Origin of the sequence: Bacillus hominis (assembly GCF_018332515.1) — a bacterium.
Taxonomy (GTDB): domain Bacteria; phylum Bacillota; class Bacilli; order Bacillales; family Bacillaceae_G; genus Bacillus_A; species Bacillus_A hominis.
The window spans coordinates 1-14,913 of the sequence record NZ_BOQD01000168.1 but is presented as its reverse complement, the minus strand read 5'-3'; the positions used below and the strand labels follow the sequence as shown (position 1 = coordinate 14,913).

Sequence of the window (14,913 nt, the reverse complement as noted above, 5' to 3'; positions counted from 1 at the left end):
CAAGAAATTCCGACGATGGACCCAGCGTTATCAGCTGATGCAGTTTCTTCAAAAGTAATGAACAACACGATGGAAGGTCTATACCGCCTTGGGAAAGATGATAAATTAGTTCCAGGTGTAGCGAAAGAATTCCAAAAGTCAGAAGACGGTAAAAAGTATACATTTAAATTACGTGAAGATGCAAAATGGTCAAATGGTGAACCTGTAACAGCGAAAGATTTCGTATATGGATGGCAAAGAGCAATTAATCCAGATACAGCTGCGAAATCGGCGTACATTATGTACGATATAAAAAATGCTGAGAAAATTAATAAAAAAGAGATGAGTCCAGACCAATTAGGCGTGAAAGCGATTGATGATCATACATTAGAAGTAGAATTAGATAATTCTATTCCATATCTTGTTGATTTAATGGTCTATCCAATCTTCTATCCTGTTAATGAAAAGTATGTAAAAGAGCAAGGGACGAAGTTTGGTTTAGAAGCAAACACAACACTTTATAATGGTCCATTTACATTAAGTGATTGGCAGCATGAACGTAGCTTCAAGATGACAAAGAGCTCATCATATTGGGACAATAAAGAAGTGAAGCTTGAGGAAGTAAACTTTAATATTGTAAAAGATACGTCTACGCCAATTAATTTATATGAAACAAACGCAGTTGATCGAGCGACGTTATTAGCAGAGTTCATCGATAAATATAAAGGAAAACCAGATTTCAAAACGGTAGAAGATACATCTGTATTCTTCCTTCGTTTAAATCAAAAGGACCCAGCTTTAGCAAATAAAAATATTCGTAAAGCAATTTCTCTTGGTTTTGACCGTAAACCATTCGTTGATACATTATTAAATAACGGTTCTAAGCCAGCAACGGGATTAATTCCTGACAATTTCATTAAAGGACCGGATAAAAAAGATTTCCGTGTTGAAAATGGAGATATTATAAAACCGAATGTGAAAGAAGCGAAAAAGTATTGGGAAGCTGGTAAAAAAGAGCTTGGTAAAAATGAAATTGAATTAGAGTTATTAAATGAAGACGTTGAATTATCGAAGAAAACTGGTGAATATTTAAAAGGTGAGTTAGAAAAGAATTTACCAGGTTTAACAGTGAAAATTAAACAGCAGCCATTCGCGCAAAAACTAAAATTAGAAGATGCGGGTGACTATGTAATGTCATTCTCTGGATGGAGTGCAGACTTCCCAGATCCAGTTACATATCTTGATATGTTCGTAACTGACGGAGCACAAAACAAAATGAAGTATTCTAATCCGAAGTACGATGAGATTATTATGAAAGCGAAGAAAGATGGAAGCGACGTAAATGCTCGTTGGAAAAACTTATTAGAAGCGGAAAAAATGTTACTTGATGACGCTGCAATTGTTCCAGTATATCAACGTGGTAGAGCATATTTACAAAGAGAAACAATTAAAGATATGTACAACCATAAATATGGCGGCGAAGTAAGCTTCAAATGGGCATCAGTAGAGAAATAAAAAAAAGCAGGTGATTACCTGCTTTTTTTTTTAATACGTACGTTTTTTATAAATACCTTTTCCACCAACTTGGTTCCAGCCAGATTGTACATCTAAACTTTTGTTAACAAACTTCATTTTTTCTTTCCCACCAAAGAGTTTTTCACCGATGCTATTTGTAATGACACCAATTAATGCTGTTATTCCGATGATGAGGGTAGCAACAATGATAAAATCAGTAAAAAAAGCAATCATATGCAAATTCCCCCTTTGCCTGTCTGTATTTTTATTGTATGAGATAAATGGTAAAAAAGAAAGAAATGTCAGAAAAATATTCGATTTACTTTAGAAAGCATATAGACATGAGTGAGAAGATTTGTTAAAATGAGAACAGATGTTCTTTTTCGTTTCAAACCTTTAGAGTCTTACATTTCTCAATTGTTTTGTCGGGAAAAGGTAAGAAAACGCTCTCTTTTTTAATGGGGAAGATTATGAAACTGTAATTGTATATCAAGTGAAAAGTATTGTGGAAAGCAAGTGTCAAAAGGGTTGAAGAGCGTTGTTAAAGAACAGTTTTAATGAGTGTAATCATGTTGCATAGCAGTGGAATACGAGGAAGAGTTTTCTCAACTAGCAGGAAATTTACTGTATATTTCTTGCAAAATCTATTGTATAATGATTATAGAAGTTACTTATTAAAAGTAATTGTTGTTTATTATAAGTTGTTGCTTACATGAAATGCGATTTTTGCACTTTGCTATAAGACAAGTTGTCGCGAAAAATTGCTGAAGTTAGAAATTTAAACTGTAATTAGTACAGAATTTGTACTCTTTAAGGAGAGTGAGCTTTGTATGGTAACATTATATAGTTCTCCAAGCTGTACGTCTTGTAGAAAGGCGAAATTATGGCTAGAGGAAAATCATATTCCTTATACAGAACGTAATATTTTCTCAGATCCATTAACGATTGAGGAGATTAAAGAGATTTTACGTATGACAGAAAGCGGAACGGATGAGATTATTTCTACTCGTTCAAAAGTTTTCCAAGAATTGAATGTGAACTTAGAGTCTTTACCACTTCAAGATTTATATAAGATGATTCGTGACTATCCAGGTATTTTACGTCGTCCAATTATGATTGACGAAAAACGCCTTCAAGTAGGTTACAACGAAGACGAAATCCGTCGTTTCTTACCACGTACAGTAAGAACGTTCCAATTACGTGAAGCACAGCGTCTTGTAAATTAATTATAATAATATGAAAACCTTCTACCTATTATAGAGTAGAAGGTTTTTTTTTACTGTTTAACATTACGTAATCGCACTTGTTGAACGATAAAGCCTATGCATAAAATCGTGAAAATGAACAAATAAGGGATACTTGTGGTAAAACTAGGGTTATGATGAAAAAACGTTGCAAGTTTGTCTTCATGTGTAATCATTTTTCCTGCTGTATAGGCGAGAACTGCTGCTCCGCAATAAATGAGAAATGGAAAGCGTTCCATCAGTATTAAAATAAGTTTGCTTCCCCAAATGATAATCGGGATAGAAATGAATAAACCGATAATTACGAGTGCAAGTCTTCCGTGAGCTGCTCCTGCAATGGCAATAACATTGTCAAACCCCATAACGAGATCCGCGAATACAATTGTACGCACAGCTTGGAATAAAGTCGTTTTTCCTTGGATAGAAGAAAGATCGTTGTTATTATCAGTGAGTAAATTTACCGCAATTAATGTGAGTAAAATTCCGCCGATGAGTTGTAAAAATGGGATGTCAAGTAAATAGACAGCTAATATTGTGAGGAGAATTCGTAGCACAATTGCTAAAATAGTACCAAGCAAAATAGCTTTATTTCGTTTTGCTTCAGGTAAATTTCGGCTAGCTAGTGCGATGACAATTGCGTTATCGCCACCTAGTACAACATCGATACCGACAATCATTAGTACAGATGTTAAAAACTCTAAGTCCATTCGTCTGCCTCCATTTATGATGTTTTAATAAGCGAAATATATGTATGTGGTGAAGAAAGTTTGTCTAGTTTTGATCCCGCGCTCCGGGGACAAAATAATCACCTCTAATAGAAGTTTCACTTTATTACAGTGTACGGGGGAATGTGGGAATGTATGTCCAAATTTTTTACGAGAAGTGAATTGGTATAATGGTATATTTATTCCGATTGGTGCGAGCTAATAATCAGTGGGGGATGAAAAAAATACTGATTAATGTTTCACTTTATGTAAACAGTCGAATATAGATAGGTATATAACTATTTTTGTAAAATAAATCGATTTTATTTCCATTCTGGAGAATCTTATCATAAAATGAGAGTACAAGAATCTATTGTTTTGTCATATGAGTGGGGAATCCCTTCATAATAATTCTAAGCAGGAAGGGAGAGTTGTATTTTGGATATTGAAAGAATTAATGACCATACGATGAAATTTTTTATTACGTACATTGATATAGAGGACAGAGGGTTTAATCGGGAAGAAATTTGGTATGATCGAGAACGAAGTGAAGAGCTCTTTTGGGAGATGATGGACGAAGCTCGTGATCATGATGATTTCTTTATTGATGGGCCGTTATGGATTCAAGTGCAAGCAGTCGATAAAGGGATTGAAGTACTTGTAACGAAAGCGGAGCTTTCAAAGGATGGACAAAAGCTGGAACTACCAATAGGTGTAGACAAAATTATAGACATTCCTCTAGATGAAGGCATCGAATCATTATTCCAGCAAGAATTAGTGGAAGAGGTAGAAGAACAAGCAGGAACAACCTTTAATGAAGATGGTACGTTTGGCTTTTTAATTAAGTTTAATGATTTTGAAGATGTCATTTCATTAAGTCATCGTCTTATCTTTGAAGATATAAAAGATGAATTGCATTCATTTGAGGACCGCTATTATGTATATGTGGAATTCGATGAAGTGCTACATGATGAAGAAGAAATTGATCGTATTTTAAGTATTGTTTTAGAATATGGAGAAGAATCTACTTTAACGATTCACCGTGTAAGTGAGTATGGGAAACAGGTTGTGAAAGAGCGTGCGCTTGAGACAATTCGCAACCATTTTCCTGCCAAAGCGTAGGCCGATTTCTATAGTATGAAATCGGCTTTTTTTATGAAGAATAGGAAGGCTTTCTTAGTAAGGAGGTAAGAGATGAAAAACACGTTAAAATTACTTTTCTTTTTTCTACTATTGTTCGCATTATTTGTTTCGTTACGTATGTTTATTGATGTAGCATTTTATTCGGATGTCATTGGGATAAAGAATGTTTCGATTTTAGGTATTATTAGTATTTTATTTACGGTTTCCGCATTTTTAATTGGATGTGTTATTTTCTTAGAAAACCGCCATCCATCTAAAACACTTACATGGTTAATCGTACTAGGTATTTTTCCAGTGTTCGGTTTCTTTGCTTATTTATTATTTGGACAAAACTTTCGCAGAAAAAGAATGTTCCAAAAGAAGGCGTTACTCGATGAACAGGCGTTTTTACAATATAAGGGACACGAAGATTACGAAGAACGAATTTTACGAGACCATAAGCATCAAGAATTGTTATTTCGTTTAGCAGATCGATTGGGTGCTTTAAATATTTCATTTCAAACTGAAACGAGGACATTAACAAATGGAGATGAAACGTTTCAGGCAATTTTAGATGGGTTAAATCGAGCGAAACACCACATTCATATGGAGTATTACATTGTGCGTGATGACAAGCTCGGTACAGAAATTAAAGATATTTTAATAAAAAAATCAAAAGAAGGCGTTGTCGTTCGTTTTTTATACGACGCGGTTGGAAGCTTTAAATTATCAAATTCGTATATTGAAGAATTGAATGATGCAGGAGTAGAAATGATTCCATTTTTCCCTGTACGTTTTCCAATTTTAAACGATAAAATTAATTATCGAAACCACCGAAAAATCGTCATTATAGATGGAAATGAAGGGTTTGTAGGTGGATTAAATATTGGTGATGAGTATTTAGGGAAGGATAAATATTTCGGTTTTTGGCGAGACACGCATTTATATTTACGCGGTGAAGCAGTTCAAAGTTTACAGCTAATTTTCCTGCAAGACTGGTTTTATATGACTGGTGAGGCGGTATTAGCACCTGAATATTTACAAGCGGAAGCAGTTGAGGGTGATCATTGGGGCGGAGTCCAACTTGTTGGAGGTGGACCGGATAATAAATGGGAAACAATTAAACATCTATATTTTGCAATGATTGCTTCAGCTAGGAAATCGATTTGGATTGCAACACCATACTTTATTCCAGATGATGATATTTTATCTGCATTAAAAGTAGCTGCACTTGCTGGTATTGATGTTCGTTTGTTAATGCCAAGTAAGCCAGATAAGCGGACTGTCTTTTATGCATCAAGATCGTACTTTCCGGAGTTATTAGATGCAGGAGTAAAAATATATGAATATGAAAAAGGCTTTCTTCATAGTAAAGTTGTTATCGTGGATTCTGATCTCGCATCAATTGGGACAGCTAATATGGATATGAGAAGTTTTCATTTAAACTTTGAAGTAAATGCCTTTTTATATGATACAGATAGCATTCGAAAGCTCGTTCAAGATTTTAAAGACGATTTAGAAGAATCCAGTGAAATTCATGTTGACCGATTTCATAAGAGACGTCTTCATAGGCGGATTGTTGAATCGACGTATCGGTTATTATCACCTCTATTATAGAAAGAGATGTCCTAATTTAGGACATCTCTTTTTTTGAGAGGAATTTGTAGTAAATTGTAGAATACAAGAAGTTGAAAGGGTGTGATTGTGATGTTTATTGCAAGGAGAGAAAACGGAGAAAAAATTCATCTGTTATATAACCGGGATGAAGAGCTTTTACGCGAAATACGTAAACGAGAAAATTTTTTTTGTACAGCTTGCGGAAAAGAAGTGCAAATGAAATTAGGAAAACAGAAGAGGTGGCATTTTGCTCATAAGAAAGTGGATTCATGTCTTGCCTTTTATGAAGCAGAATCTATGTATCATATGCACGGTAAAGAATTGTTATATAGATGGTTAAAACGTCAAGATTTTCATGTAGATATAGAGCATTATCTGCCGGCAATTCAGCAACGGCCAGATATTTACGTAGAGAGAGCGGATAGAACAATTGCGATTGAATATCAATGTGCAAATCTCTCCATAGAGCAGCTATACAAGCGAACATATTCGTATTGGCAAGCTAGTATACAAGTCATCTGGATAATCGGTGGAAATCAGTTAAAAAAGCAATCCACCTATTGGATGACATTCTCCTCCCTTATGGCGTTCTCCTTACAACCTTATCCTCAGCCATTTCTTATTTTCTTTTGTCCGAAACAAAAATCGTTTATGAAATGTGCATTTATCACTCCATTTTCTACAAATGTCTCTTTCTCACATACTATTTATTTACCAACCAATACGACTACTGTTGACATGCTCTTTTCTCCCGTTCCTTTCCGGAAAGAGGTATTAAGACAAGAATGGAAGAGAAAAAAGAACCATTTTCGGCAAAACGCTCTATCTATCTGGAATTATAATCATAAGTCACTACTCCGCCTCTTATATCAATATAAATGTACCCCAGCGAGTTTTCCTTCTGAAATCGGTGTTCCGCTCCCATCCTCGTTTGCTTTTCAAACAAATCCATTTATATGGCAAGCTTCTCTTTATATGAAGTGTATAGGTATGCTTAAGGTAGGGGAATATATTTCTCTGCAATACGTATGTAACTATGTAGCAAAATATACGAAGAGGCGTCTACTTCCGTATTTTGCACAACATATATGGAAGGTAGCAGTTGCAGAGTATATGACATTTTTATGTTATGTAGGTGTATTAATAAAAATAAGTATTAATAAGTATCGAAAAATAAGAGATGTTATTTTGTTAAAAACAGAGGAAGAAATTATGAAATATGATGAAATTTGCTTAGCGCATGCACTATCTCTATTTGAGATAAAGTACAACATGAGAGAAGGAAAAGGGGATATAATAAAGACTGATCGTGAAGGAATTACATAAGAAAAATCGAATTGTACTTAAGTAGAGATATTATAAGGAGGGCTTAAAGAATGGCTGAACAAAATACAGTAAAATCATTACCAAATCGCAATGAGATTGAAGAAGCAAACACATGGCGATTAGAAGATATTTTCCAAACAGATGCAGAATGGGAAAAAGAATTCCAAGCTATTAAAGAGCTATTGCCAAAGTTAACTGAATTTAAAGGGAAGCTTGGCGACTCTGCAGACAATTTGCTTGAGGCATTGCAATATGAAGATGAAATTTCAATGCGATTAGGTAAGCTATATACATATGCACATATGCGTTACGATCAAGATACAACAAACTCTGTGTATCAAGCATTAAATGATCGCGCAACAAATTTATACTCACAAGTATCTAGTAGCACAGCTTATATCGTACCTGAAATTTTATCTATTTCAGAAGAAACGCTGCAAACTTTCGTACAAAAAAATCGAGAACTAAGTGTATATGAGCATGCATTAGAAGAAATTACACGTCAACGTCCGCACGTATTATCTGAGGCAGAAGAAGCCTTATTAGCAGAAGCATCTGAAGTGATGAGTGCATCAAGTAATACATTTGGTATGTTGAATAATGCGGATTTGAAATTCCCATCTATTAAAGGTGAGGATGGAGAAGAGGTAGAAATAACACATGGTCGTTACATTCAGTTTTTAGAAAGTGATGATCGTCGTGTACGTGAAGATGCATTCAAAGCTGTATATGAAACGTATGGAAAATATAAGAACACATTTGCAAGTACGCTAAGCGGTGCTGTGAAACGTAATAATTTCAATGCGCGCGTTCGTAAATACGATTCTGCACGTCAAGCTGCATTAAGTAATAATAATATTCCTGAGGCGGTGTATGATCAACTTATTGAATCGGTAAATGATAATTTACACTTACTACATCGATACATTGATATTCGTAAGCGTGCTCTAGGTCTTGATGAGCTTCATATGTACGATTTATATACACCACTTGTACCAGAAGTGAAAATGAATGTGAAGTATGAAGAAGCGCAAGAAATGTTGTTGAAATCTTTAAACGTACTTGGTGATGAATATGTTGAAATTTTAAAAGAAGCATATGAAAATCGCTGGGTAGATGTATATGAGAATAAAGGAAAACGAAGCGGAGCATATTCATCTGGTGCATACGGAACAAATCCGTATATTTTAATGAACTGGCATGATAATGTAAATAATTTATTTACACTTGCTCATGAGTTTGGTCATTCAGTGCATAGTTACTATACAAGGAAGACACAACCGCACGTATATGGTGATTATTCAATCTTCGTTGCAGAAGTAGCATCAACTTGTAATGAAGCGCTTCTAAATGATTACTTATTGAAGACGACAGAAGATAAGAAAGAGCGTCTATATTTATTAAATCACTATTTAGAAGGATTCCGTGGTACTGTATTCCGTCAAACAATGTTTGCAGAGTTCGAGCATATCATTCATAAAAAAGTACAAGAAGGACATGCGGTTACGCCAGATATGTTAACGGAGATTTACTACGATTTAAATAAGAAATATTTCGGTGATGCTTTAGTAATTGATAAAGAAATCGGTTTAGAATGGTCTCGTATTCCGCACTTCTATTACAACTATTACGTATATCAATACGCAACAGGATTTAGTGCAGCGACAGCTCTATCAAAACAAATTTTAGAAGAGGGCCAACCAGCAGTAGAACGTTACATTAACGAATTCTTAAAAGCTGGAAGCTCTGATTACCCAATTGAAGTTTTGAAAAAAGCAGGAGTAGATATGGCATCGCCAGAACCTGTAAAAGAAGCATTACAAGTATTTGAAGAGAAGTTAAATGAATTAGAAGCGCTATTGTTTGAAGAGAAATAATGAGAAAAGACGAGGGATTTTATCCTCGTCTTTTTTGTTTGGAACATTTGCTCAAAAGTATATCATGTCTATATTTGTCGAATAACTAAGGTGATTTTTTACTTTTTCTATGTTAGAAGGGATTTTTACGACTTATTTTTGTAGTTAAAATCCTTTAAATCGTTTTCTATAGTTGAAATAAGAGACAGTGATGACGATAACTCCGAATAAAAGAGGGAAGGCAATAATTTTAGGAAAAGCTTGTAATAGAGAGAGGATATACAAGAAAAAAGAAACAATAACACATAGAAAGATAAGGAAAATATGAGACTTTTTCATAAGGAAACCTCCTAAATTGCTTTTTTTATAGCTTATTCAAGAATGAAAACGTTTAGAATGTGACAAAAGTGTGAAATTCGACAAAAGGGGTTGTCATCTGACGTCGAATCTTGTAATATAATAAGCGTGAACGAATTCACATACAAACATATACCCCTTTGTTTGAACGTGAAAATTTCTCCCATCCCCTTTAATATTTTTATAAGCCGTAAAGAAAAAGACCTGGTGTTTACACTAGGTCTTTTTCTTTTGCTATCCATTTCCAATAACGCTCGCACTTCACTTCAACCATTTTTACTTTTCGTTTTAGTTGTAATTTTTTTAGTTCGCGCTCTATTTCTTGCTGAGGGCAGTCATATATAAATGAGATTTCCTTTGAAGAAATAAATTGTGTTGCTTCTAGTAATACCTCTAAAGGAGGTAATGGCTCTGGCTCAATCTCGCATTTTACAAGTTCTTTTAACAGCTGTACGTATACATCATAGGAATAAATTCCTGTGATTTTAATACCTTCCTCATCTGAATTTGCATGAAAAAATAGGAGGGAAGGTATTTCTGTAATGTGCATCTCATTTGTGAATTTCAGGTCGCATTGGAAAGCTTTTTTTGCACTAACTGAGTGTAGGTCTTTTTTAAACTCCTCTACATCAATGCCGCTATCTTTAGCGCATGTAAGCAATAATTCACAGTCAGGGTTTGATACATTTTCAAGAAAAATGTATTCTTGGAGTTTTCGTAAAAACTTCGAACCTGCTTTTCGGCCTTGCAACTCCGCCGCCTTAATTGCCATCGAAACTAAATACGGTGATGACGATGCCTCTTGCATATGTAATTTTCCATCACATGAAAAACCTTGTAAACTTGTTGTTTTTTCCCACACAAATCGAATATTAGCAGGTTTATTCCATTTGTGTGAGGAAGCGTTTGCCCCGTCCACTTTTCCTGTTACTATATGACGAATAGAGAAGTATTTCCCATACTCAAGCCATAGTTTAATAATAAATGGCTCGATATCCCAGCAATCTTTACAAAGTGGATCAATAAATAAATATGCTTCTACAGATTTATGCTCGCATGTGGAAGGAGAAGGCATATTCATATGCTTTGCTTCCTGCTTATCCATTACGCTTCACCTGTTTCATTTTGAGTATTGATCATATGTTGAGCAGTTAATGCTAAACGTTCAAAAACAAACTCTCTTATATGACCGTGCACTCCTGTATCATCCATTGCTTGCTCCATACATGATAGCCAAGCTTCTGCGCGTTTTGGAGTAATCTCAAACGGAAGATGGCGTGCTCTTAGCATAGGATGCCCATGTTCTTCAGTGTATAAATTAGGACCACCTAAATATTGTGTTAAAAATTGTTTCTGCTTCCTAGCAGTTTCTGTTAAATCATCCGGGAAGATCGGAGATAAGTCAGGGTGTTCACTGACATAGGAATAAAATGTATCCACTAATGTTGCAATGCATTGTTCACCGCCAATTGCTTCAAATGGTGTCATCGGTTGCTTGCTCATCCTTTATAAACTCCTTTTTCCATGAAATGTACATCTATTGTAGCAATGGAATGTTATGAAGGGCAACTAAACAGCCTTCATAACATTCTTTGCTTATTCTATATGTTGCTAATAAATCTTTACTTTCCAAAAAGGTGAAACATAGCCACCAGTAAATCACTTCTTCACTGATGGAAATTTTACTTTAGCGTTCTTTGTTTTGTTTAGCAAGGAAAAAGCGTTTTACTTTGTTATTTGTATGACGAACTGGTACGTTATGTTGCTTCAATAACCTCATAAATGCTGCTTTACCAGTCTGTTCATCTTGCACTTCGTATTCAATTTCATAATCATCGTGATTGTAATAGAAACTATGATCAAAGACAAGCGTTCCGCCTTCAAATAATGTTTCAGCTCTTTCTGTTGTTAAACTACCCATATAAGTTAAAGAGGAAACGGGAATTTGTAATTTGTCTAGTTGATCCATTACAGTTCCTTGAATGATTGTGTTTGTTTCCATCATAAGTTTTGCTTCTTTTTCTGTTACAGACTGATGAGTTTCTAATAAACCAATTTCAGCAGGTTGTTTTAATGTTAATGTATAAGTTTCATCTTTATGACGAATACGAAGTGCAGAGCCTGCATCTTTTAAAGAGAAGTGAGGTGTTTCAAAGTAGTGATTCACTTGTTTTGTAAATGTTTCAATAGAAAAAGATTTGCATAATGTTTGGAATTCTTCCTCTGTAACCATATTTTTAAATTCAATTTCAATTTCTTGTGTCATCGTATGCGCTCCTTTTGAAAAATAATTCTTTCCACATTATCGCTTTTTCGCAAATTTGGTTCAATGTTTTATTTGTTTGCGTCCATGTTATGATACAATAATACTGTTAAGTAAGACAGGAAGTTGAGATGGAGGAGTTCGAGCATGCAAAATAAAATTCAAGTTAAGAGCGTAGAAACGAGAGAGAATGCGCTTATTTTTTGTGCGGAAAATACTGAAATAGAGGTAAAGGAGTTACGTGCACGTAATCACGTACTTGTAGACTCAGACAATTTATCATTTTTATATATCTTAGAAAACGAATCATCTTTCATTTATGTAAGTATTCCGCATACATGCTGGGAAGCAATGCATGAAGCGATGAATAAAGATACAACGATGTTTATTCACGTGAATGATGTTGAAATAGAATTAGAAGGATTAAAAGAAGAAGTAGAATATTTAGTTGAAAATATTGAAGGTAATGCAAATTACGGAGAAGAACTAGTAACTGCTGTAGAAAAAGTGTTTCTATAAGTAAATGGATTGATTTTGGTGGTGGTTGAAATGAATCGTAATTGGGAAGAATTTTTAGCGCCTTATCACCAAGCGGTGGCGGAGCTGAAAGTGAAACTAAAAGGAATGCGTACTCAATTTGCAATGTTAACGGAGCATTCTCCAATTGAGTTTGTAACAGGAAGGGTAAAGTCGGTTGCGAGTATTATTGATAAAGCGGAGAAGAGAAGTGTACCGCTAGACCGGATCGGAGAAGATATGCAGGACATCGCGGGCCTTCGGATGATGTGTCAATTTGTTGATGAGATTAAACCTGTTGTAGAATATCTTCGAAAACGAAATGATTTTGAAATTGTGGAAGAACGTGATTATGTAACGCAAAAGAAAGATAGCGGCTATCGCTCTTACCACGTTGTCATTAGTTATCCTGTTCAAACAATACAGGGAGAAAAAAAAGTGTTAGTGGAAATTCAAATTCGCACGTTAGCGATGAATTTTTGGGCAACGATTGAGCATTCTTTAAATTACAAATATAGTGGACGTTTTCCTGAAGATATTAAAATACGCTTACAACGTGCAGCGGAAGCGGCGTTTTTATTAGATGAAGAAATGTCTTCCATTCGTCTTGAAATTCAAGAAGCGCAAAAGATCTTTTCACGAAAGCAGGAAACGAAAGATTCTGAATCATAAACTAAAGGGTGTTGGGCGATGAAATTTACAATTATGTCAAAGGGAGATCAGTCATCAGATACATTAGCAAGTACGATGAAAGAATACTTGCTAGATTTTGGATTTATAATGGATGAAAAGGAACCTGATATTGTAATTTCTGTTGGGGGAGATGGAACGCTTTTATATGCATTCCATCGTTACTATAATCGATTAGATGAAACCGCATTTGTTGGTGTACATACAGGGCATTTAGGTTTCTATGCAGATTGGTTACCGACGGAAGTAGAGAAGTTGGTGATTGCAATCGCTAAAACACCGTTCCAAGTGGTTGAATATCCCCTTTTAGAAGTGATTATTCGCTATGTGAATGGTAGTAAAGAGTCGCAGTATTTGGCGATGAATGAAGCGACTGTAAAAAGTGCAGAAGGTACATTAGTAACAGAAGTGGAAATACGCGGAGAGTATTTCGAAACGTTTCGCGGAGATGGTCTTTGTATTTCTACTCCTTCAGGAAGTACCGCGTATAATAAGGCGCTTGGCGGAGCAATTATTCACCCTTCTATTGAAGCGATTCAAATTGCAGAAATGGCATCTATTAACAATCGGGTATTTCGTACGGTAGGTTCGCCGCTCGTACTGCCGAAGCATCATACATGCGTTTTAAAGCCAGCTGCAGGAATGAACTTGCAAATTACGGTGGATCATTTGACGATGGTTCATCAAGATGTGAAATCAATTCAGTATCGCGTTGCAAACGAGAAAGTACGATTTGTTCGTTTCCGTCCGTTTCCGTTCTGGAAGCGTGTCCGTGACTCGTTTGTTGCAGATAAATAGAGAGGGTTTATATATTTGAACAGATTTACATTGAAATGGGATATAGGGCTGGCTGAAGAGGGAACTTTAGTTAGAGAATTTTTGAAAACAAAAGGGATTTCGAAAGCTGCTTTAACGGATATCAAGTTCCGTGGCGGAGCAATTGAAGTAAACGGTCAAAATGCGAGTGTTCGTCATAAGTTACAAGCTGGTGAAGAGTTACAAGTCTTTTTTCCGGTGGAGGAAAGAAGTGAAGGGATGGAAGTGGAAGAAATCCCTTTATGTATCGTATATGAAGATGATGCGGTTCTTGTTGTAAATAAAGAAGCAAATATGTCAACGATTCCGTCTAGGGAGCACCCATCAGGAAGTGTTGCAAACGCTCTTTTACATCATTATGATAAACAAAATCTTGCAAGTACGGTGCACATTGTGACGAGGTTAGACCGTGATACTTCAGGGCTTATGTTAATTGCGAAAAATAGATTCGTTCACCACCTTTTATCGAAGCAGCATCAACAAAAAGGGGTGAAACGAACGTATGAGGCAATCGTTCATGGGACTATTTTAGAAGAAGTAGGAACGATTGACGCGCCAATCGGACGAAAAGCGGATAGTATTATCGAGCGAACTGTCTGTGAAGAGGGTCAAAGAGCTGTTACTCATTTTAGAGTGATGGAGAGTTCTTCCGATAAGACGCATGTAGCGCTTGAGCTCGAGACGGGAAGAACACATCAAATTCGTGTACACATGGCATATATGGGACATCCGCTACTTGGGGATGATTTATACGGTGGCCGAAGAGATGTGATAAAACGTCAAGCGCTTCATAGTACATCTTTGACGTTTTATCATCCTATTTTAGAAAAGGGAATGACTTTTACCGTAAGTATCCCAGAGGATATGAAATACGCTTTACATAACAATTAAAAGGGAACAAAATTCTT

The 14,913-nt window shown here is 35.5% G+C and carries 16 protein-coding genes; 10 read left to right on the top strand and 6 right to left on the bottom strand.

Features of this window, described 5'->3' with window-relative positions; all coding sequences use genetic code 11:
• On the top strand, nucleotides 1–1,494 hold a 1,494-nt coding region (locus tag KI356_RS17020; protein ID WP_212935968.1), incomplete at its 5' end, for a peptide ABC transporter substrate-binding protein.
• Nucleotides 1,495–1,524: 30 nt separating this feature from the next.
• Here KI356_RS17020 and KI356_RS17015 read toward each other — a convergent pair.
• Nucleotides 1,525–1,728: a hypothetical protein gene (locus KI356_RS17015; protein ID WP_000559981.1), complete on the bottom strand. Its 204-nt coding sequence runs from the start codon at nucleotides 1,726–1,728 to the stop codon at nucleotides 1,525–1,527.
• 596 nt (nucleotides 1,729–2,324) lie between these two features.
• Here KI356_RS17015 and spx point away from each other — a divergent pair.
• Nucleotides 2,325–2,720, top strand: a complete 396-nt coding sequence (gene spx, locus KI356_RS17010; protein WP_000258267.1) for a transcriptional regulator Spx — start codon at nucleotides 2,325–2,327, stop codon at nucleotides 2,718–2,720.
• Nucleotides 2,721–2,770: 50 nt separating this feature from the next.
• Here spx and KI356_RS17005 read toward each other — a convergent pair whose 3' ends face one another.
• Nucleotides 2,771–3,445, bottom strand: coding sequence for a TerC family protein (locus tag KI356_RS17005; protein ID WP_212935967.1), 675 nt, complete (start codon nucleotides 3,443–3,445; stop codon nucleotides 2,771–2,773).
• 435 nt (nucleotides 3,446–3,880) lie between these two features.
• On the opposite strand from KI356_RS17005, the gene mecA reads away from it, so the two are divergent.
• The 4 genes from mecA (at nucleotide 3,881) to pepF (ending at nucleotide 9,384) form a co-directional block, all read left to right on the top strand.
• Nucleotides 3,881–4,564 carry an adaptor protein MecA gene (mecA, locus tag KI356_RS17000; RefSeq protein ID WP_212935966.1) on the top strand — a complete coding sequence of 228 codons (684 nt, stop codon included), beginning with the start codon at nucleotides 3,881–3,883 and terminating at the stop codon, nucleotides 4,562–4,564.
• Between the two features lie 72 nt (nucleotides 4,565–4,636).
• A complete protein-coding gene (locus KI356_RS16995) occupies nucleotides 4,637–6,181 on the top strand; it encodes a cardiolipin synthase (protein ID WP_212935965.1) in 1,545 nt (514 codons plus the stop codon).
• 90 nt (nucleotides 6,182–6,271) lie between these two features.
• Entirely contained in the window at nucleotides 6,272–7,507 is a 1,236-nt protein-coding gene (locus tag KI356_RS16990; RefSeq protein ID WP_212935964.1) for a competence protein CoiA, read from the top strand.
• Nucleotides 7,508–7,557: 50 nt separating this feature from the next.
• Complete coding sequence (gene pepF / locus KI356_RS16985; RefSeq protein WP_212935963.1) at nucleotides 7,558–9,384, top strand: oligoendopeptidase F; 1,827 nt, start codon at nucleotides 7,558–7,560, stop codon at nucleotides 9,382–9,384.
• 144 nt (nucleotides 9,385–9,528) lie between these two features.
• Here the strand turns inward: pepF and KI356_RS28875 are convergent, their stop codons facing one another.
• From KI356_RS28875 to KI356_RS16970, 4 genes are all read right to left on the bottom strand, one after another.
• A complete protein-coding gene (locus tag KI356_RS28875) occupies nucleotides 9,529–9,702 on the bottom strand; it encodes a hypothetical protein (RefSeq protein WP_164881584.1) in 174 nt (57 codons plus the stop codon).
• A gap of 229 nt (nucleotides 9,703–9,931) precedes the next feature.
• Entirely contained in the window at nucleotides 9,932–10,825 is an 894-nt protein-coding gene (locus KI356_RS16980) for a ClpXP adapter SpxH family protein (RefSeq protein WP_212935962.1), read from the bottom strand.
• Nucleotides 10,825–11,223, bottom strand: coding sequence for a globin domain-containing protein (locus KI356_RS16975; RefSeq protein WP_128282163.1), 399 nt, complete (start codon nucleotides 11,221–11,223; stop codon nucleotides 10,825–10,827). Before KI356_RS16975 ends, KI356_RS16980 begins: the two co-directional genes overlap by 1 nt.
• Before the next feature lie 184 nt (nucleotides 11,224–11,407).
• A complete protein-coding gene (locus KI356_RS16970; RefSeq protein ID WP_212935961.1) occupies nucleotides 11,408–11,986 on the bottom strand; it encodes a CYTH domain-containing protein in 579 nt (192 codons plus the stop codon).
• 144 nt (nucleotides 11,987–12,130) lie between these two features.
• On the opposite strand from KI356_RS16970, the gene KI356_RS16965 reads away from it, so the two are divergent.
• From KI356_RS16965 to KI356_RS16950, 4 genes are read left to right on the top strand one after another with little or no spacing between them, the layout of a single operon-like run.
• Nucleotides 12,131–12,502, top strand: a complete 372-nt coding sequence (locus tag KI356_RS16965) for a UPF0738 family protein (protein WP_002117065.1) — start codon at nucleotides 12,131–12,133, stop codon at nucleotides 12,500–12,502.
• Nucleotides 12,503–12,532: 30 nt separating this feature from the next.
• A complete protein-coding gene (gene yjbM, locus KI356_RS16960) occupies nucleotides 12,533–13,171 on the top strand; it encodes a GTP diphosphokinase (protein WP_128282165.1) in 639 nt (212 codons plus the stop codon).
• An 18-nt stretch (nucleotides 13,172–13,189) separates the two neighbouring features.
• Nucleotides 13,190–13,987, top strand: coding sequence for an NAD kinase (locus KI356_RS16955; protein WP_000673190.1), 798 nt, complete (start codon nucleotides 13,190–13,192; stop codon nucleotides 13,985–13,987).
• 15 nt (nucleotides 13,988–14,002) lie between these two features.
• A complete protein-coding gene (locus KI356_RS16950) occupies nucleotides 14,003–14,896 on the top strand; it encodes an RluA family pseudouridine synthase (RefSeq protein WP_002117071.1) in 894 nt (297 codons plus the stop codon).
• The last annotated feature ends 17 nt before the right edge of the window (nucleotides 14,897–14,913 follow it).

Excerpts from the sequence above, each read along its gene's own strand:
- KI356_RS16955 (WP_000673190.1), top strand. The coding sequence starts at position 13,190 with ATGAAATTTACAATTATGTCAAAGGGAGATCAGTCATCAGATACATTA.
- spx (WP_000258267.1), top strand. The coding sequence starts at position 2,325 with ATGGTAACATTATATAGTTCTCCAAGCTGTACGTCTTGTAGAAAGGCG.
- KI356_RS16980 (WP_212935962.1), bottom strand. The coding sequence starts at position 10,825 with ATGGATAAGCAGGAAGCAAAGCATATGAATATGCCTTCTCCTTCCACA.
- yjbM (WP_128282165.1), top strand. The coding sequence starts at position 12,533 with ATGAATCGTAATTGGGAAGAATTTTTAGCGCCTTATCACCAAGCGGTG.
- KI356_RS17005 (WP_212935967.1), bottom strand. The coding sequence starts at position 3,445 with ATGGACTTAGAGTTTTTAACATCTGTACTAATGATTGTCGGTATCGAT.
- KI356_RS16990 (WP_212935964.1), top strand. The coding sequence starts at position 6,272 with ATGTTTATTGCAAGGAGAGAAAACGGAGAAAAAATTCATCTGTTATAT.
- KI356_RS16970 (WP_212935961.1), bottom strand. The coding sequence starts at position 11,986 with ATGACACAAGAAATTGAAATTGAATTTAAAAATATGGTTACAGAGGAA.
- pepF (WP_212935963.1), top strand. The coding sequence starts at position 7,558 with ATGGCTGAACAAAATACAGTAAAATCATTACCAAATCGCAATGAGATT.
- KI356_RS16995 (WP_212935965.1), top strand. The coding sequence starts at position 4,637 with ATGAAAAACACGTTAAAATTACTTTTCTTTTTTCTACTATTGTTCGCA.
- KI356_RS16975 (WP_128282163.1), bottom strand. The coding sequence starts at position 11,223 with ATGAGCAAGCAACCGATGACACCATTTGAAGCAATTGGCGGTGAACAA.
- KI356_RS16965 (WP_002117065.1), top strand. The coding sequence starts at position 12,131 with ATGCAAAATAAAATTCAAGTTAAGAGCGTAGAAACGAGAGAGAATGCG.
- KI356_RS28875 (WP_164881584.1), bottom strand. The coding sequence starts at position 9,702 with ATGAAAAAGTCTCATATTTTCCTTATCTTTCTATGTGTTATTGTTTCT.
- KI356_RS17015 (WP_000559981.1), bottom strand. The coding sequence starts at position 1,728 with ATGATTGCTTTTTTTACTGATTTTATCATTGTTGCTACCCTCATCATC.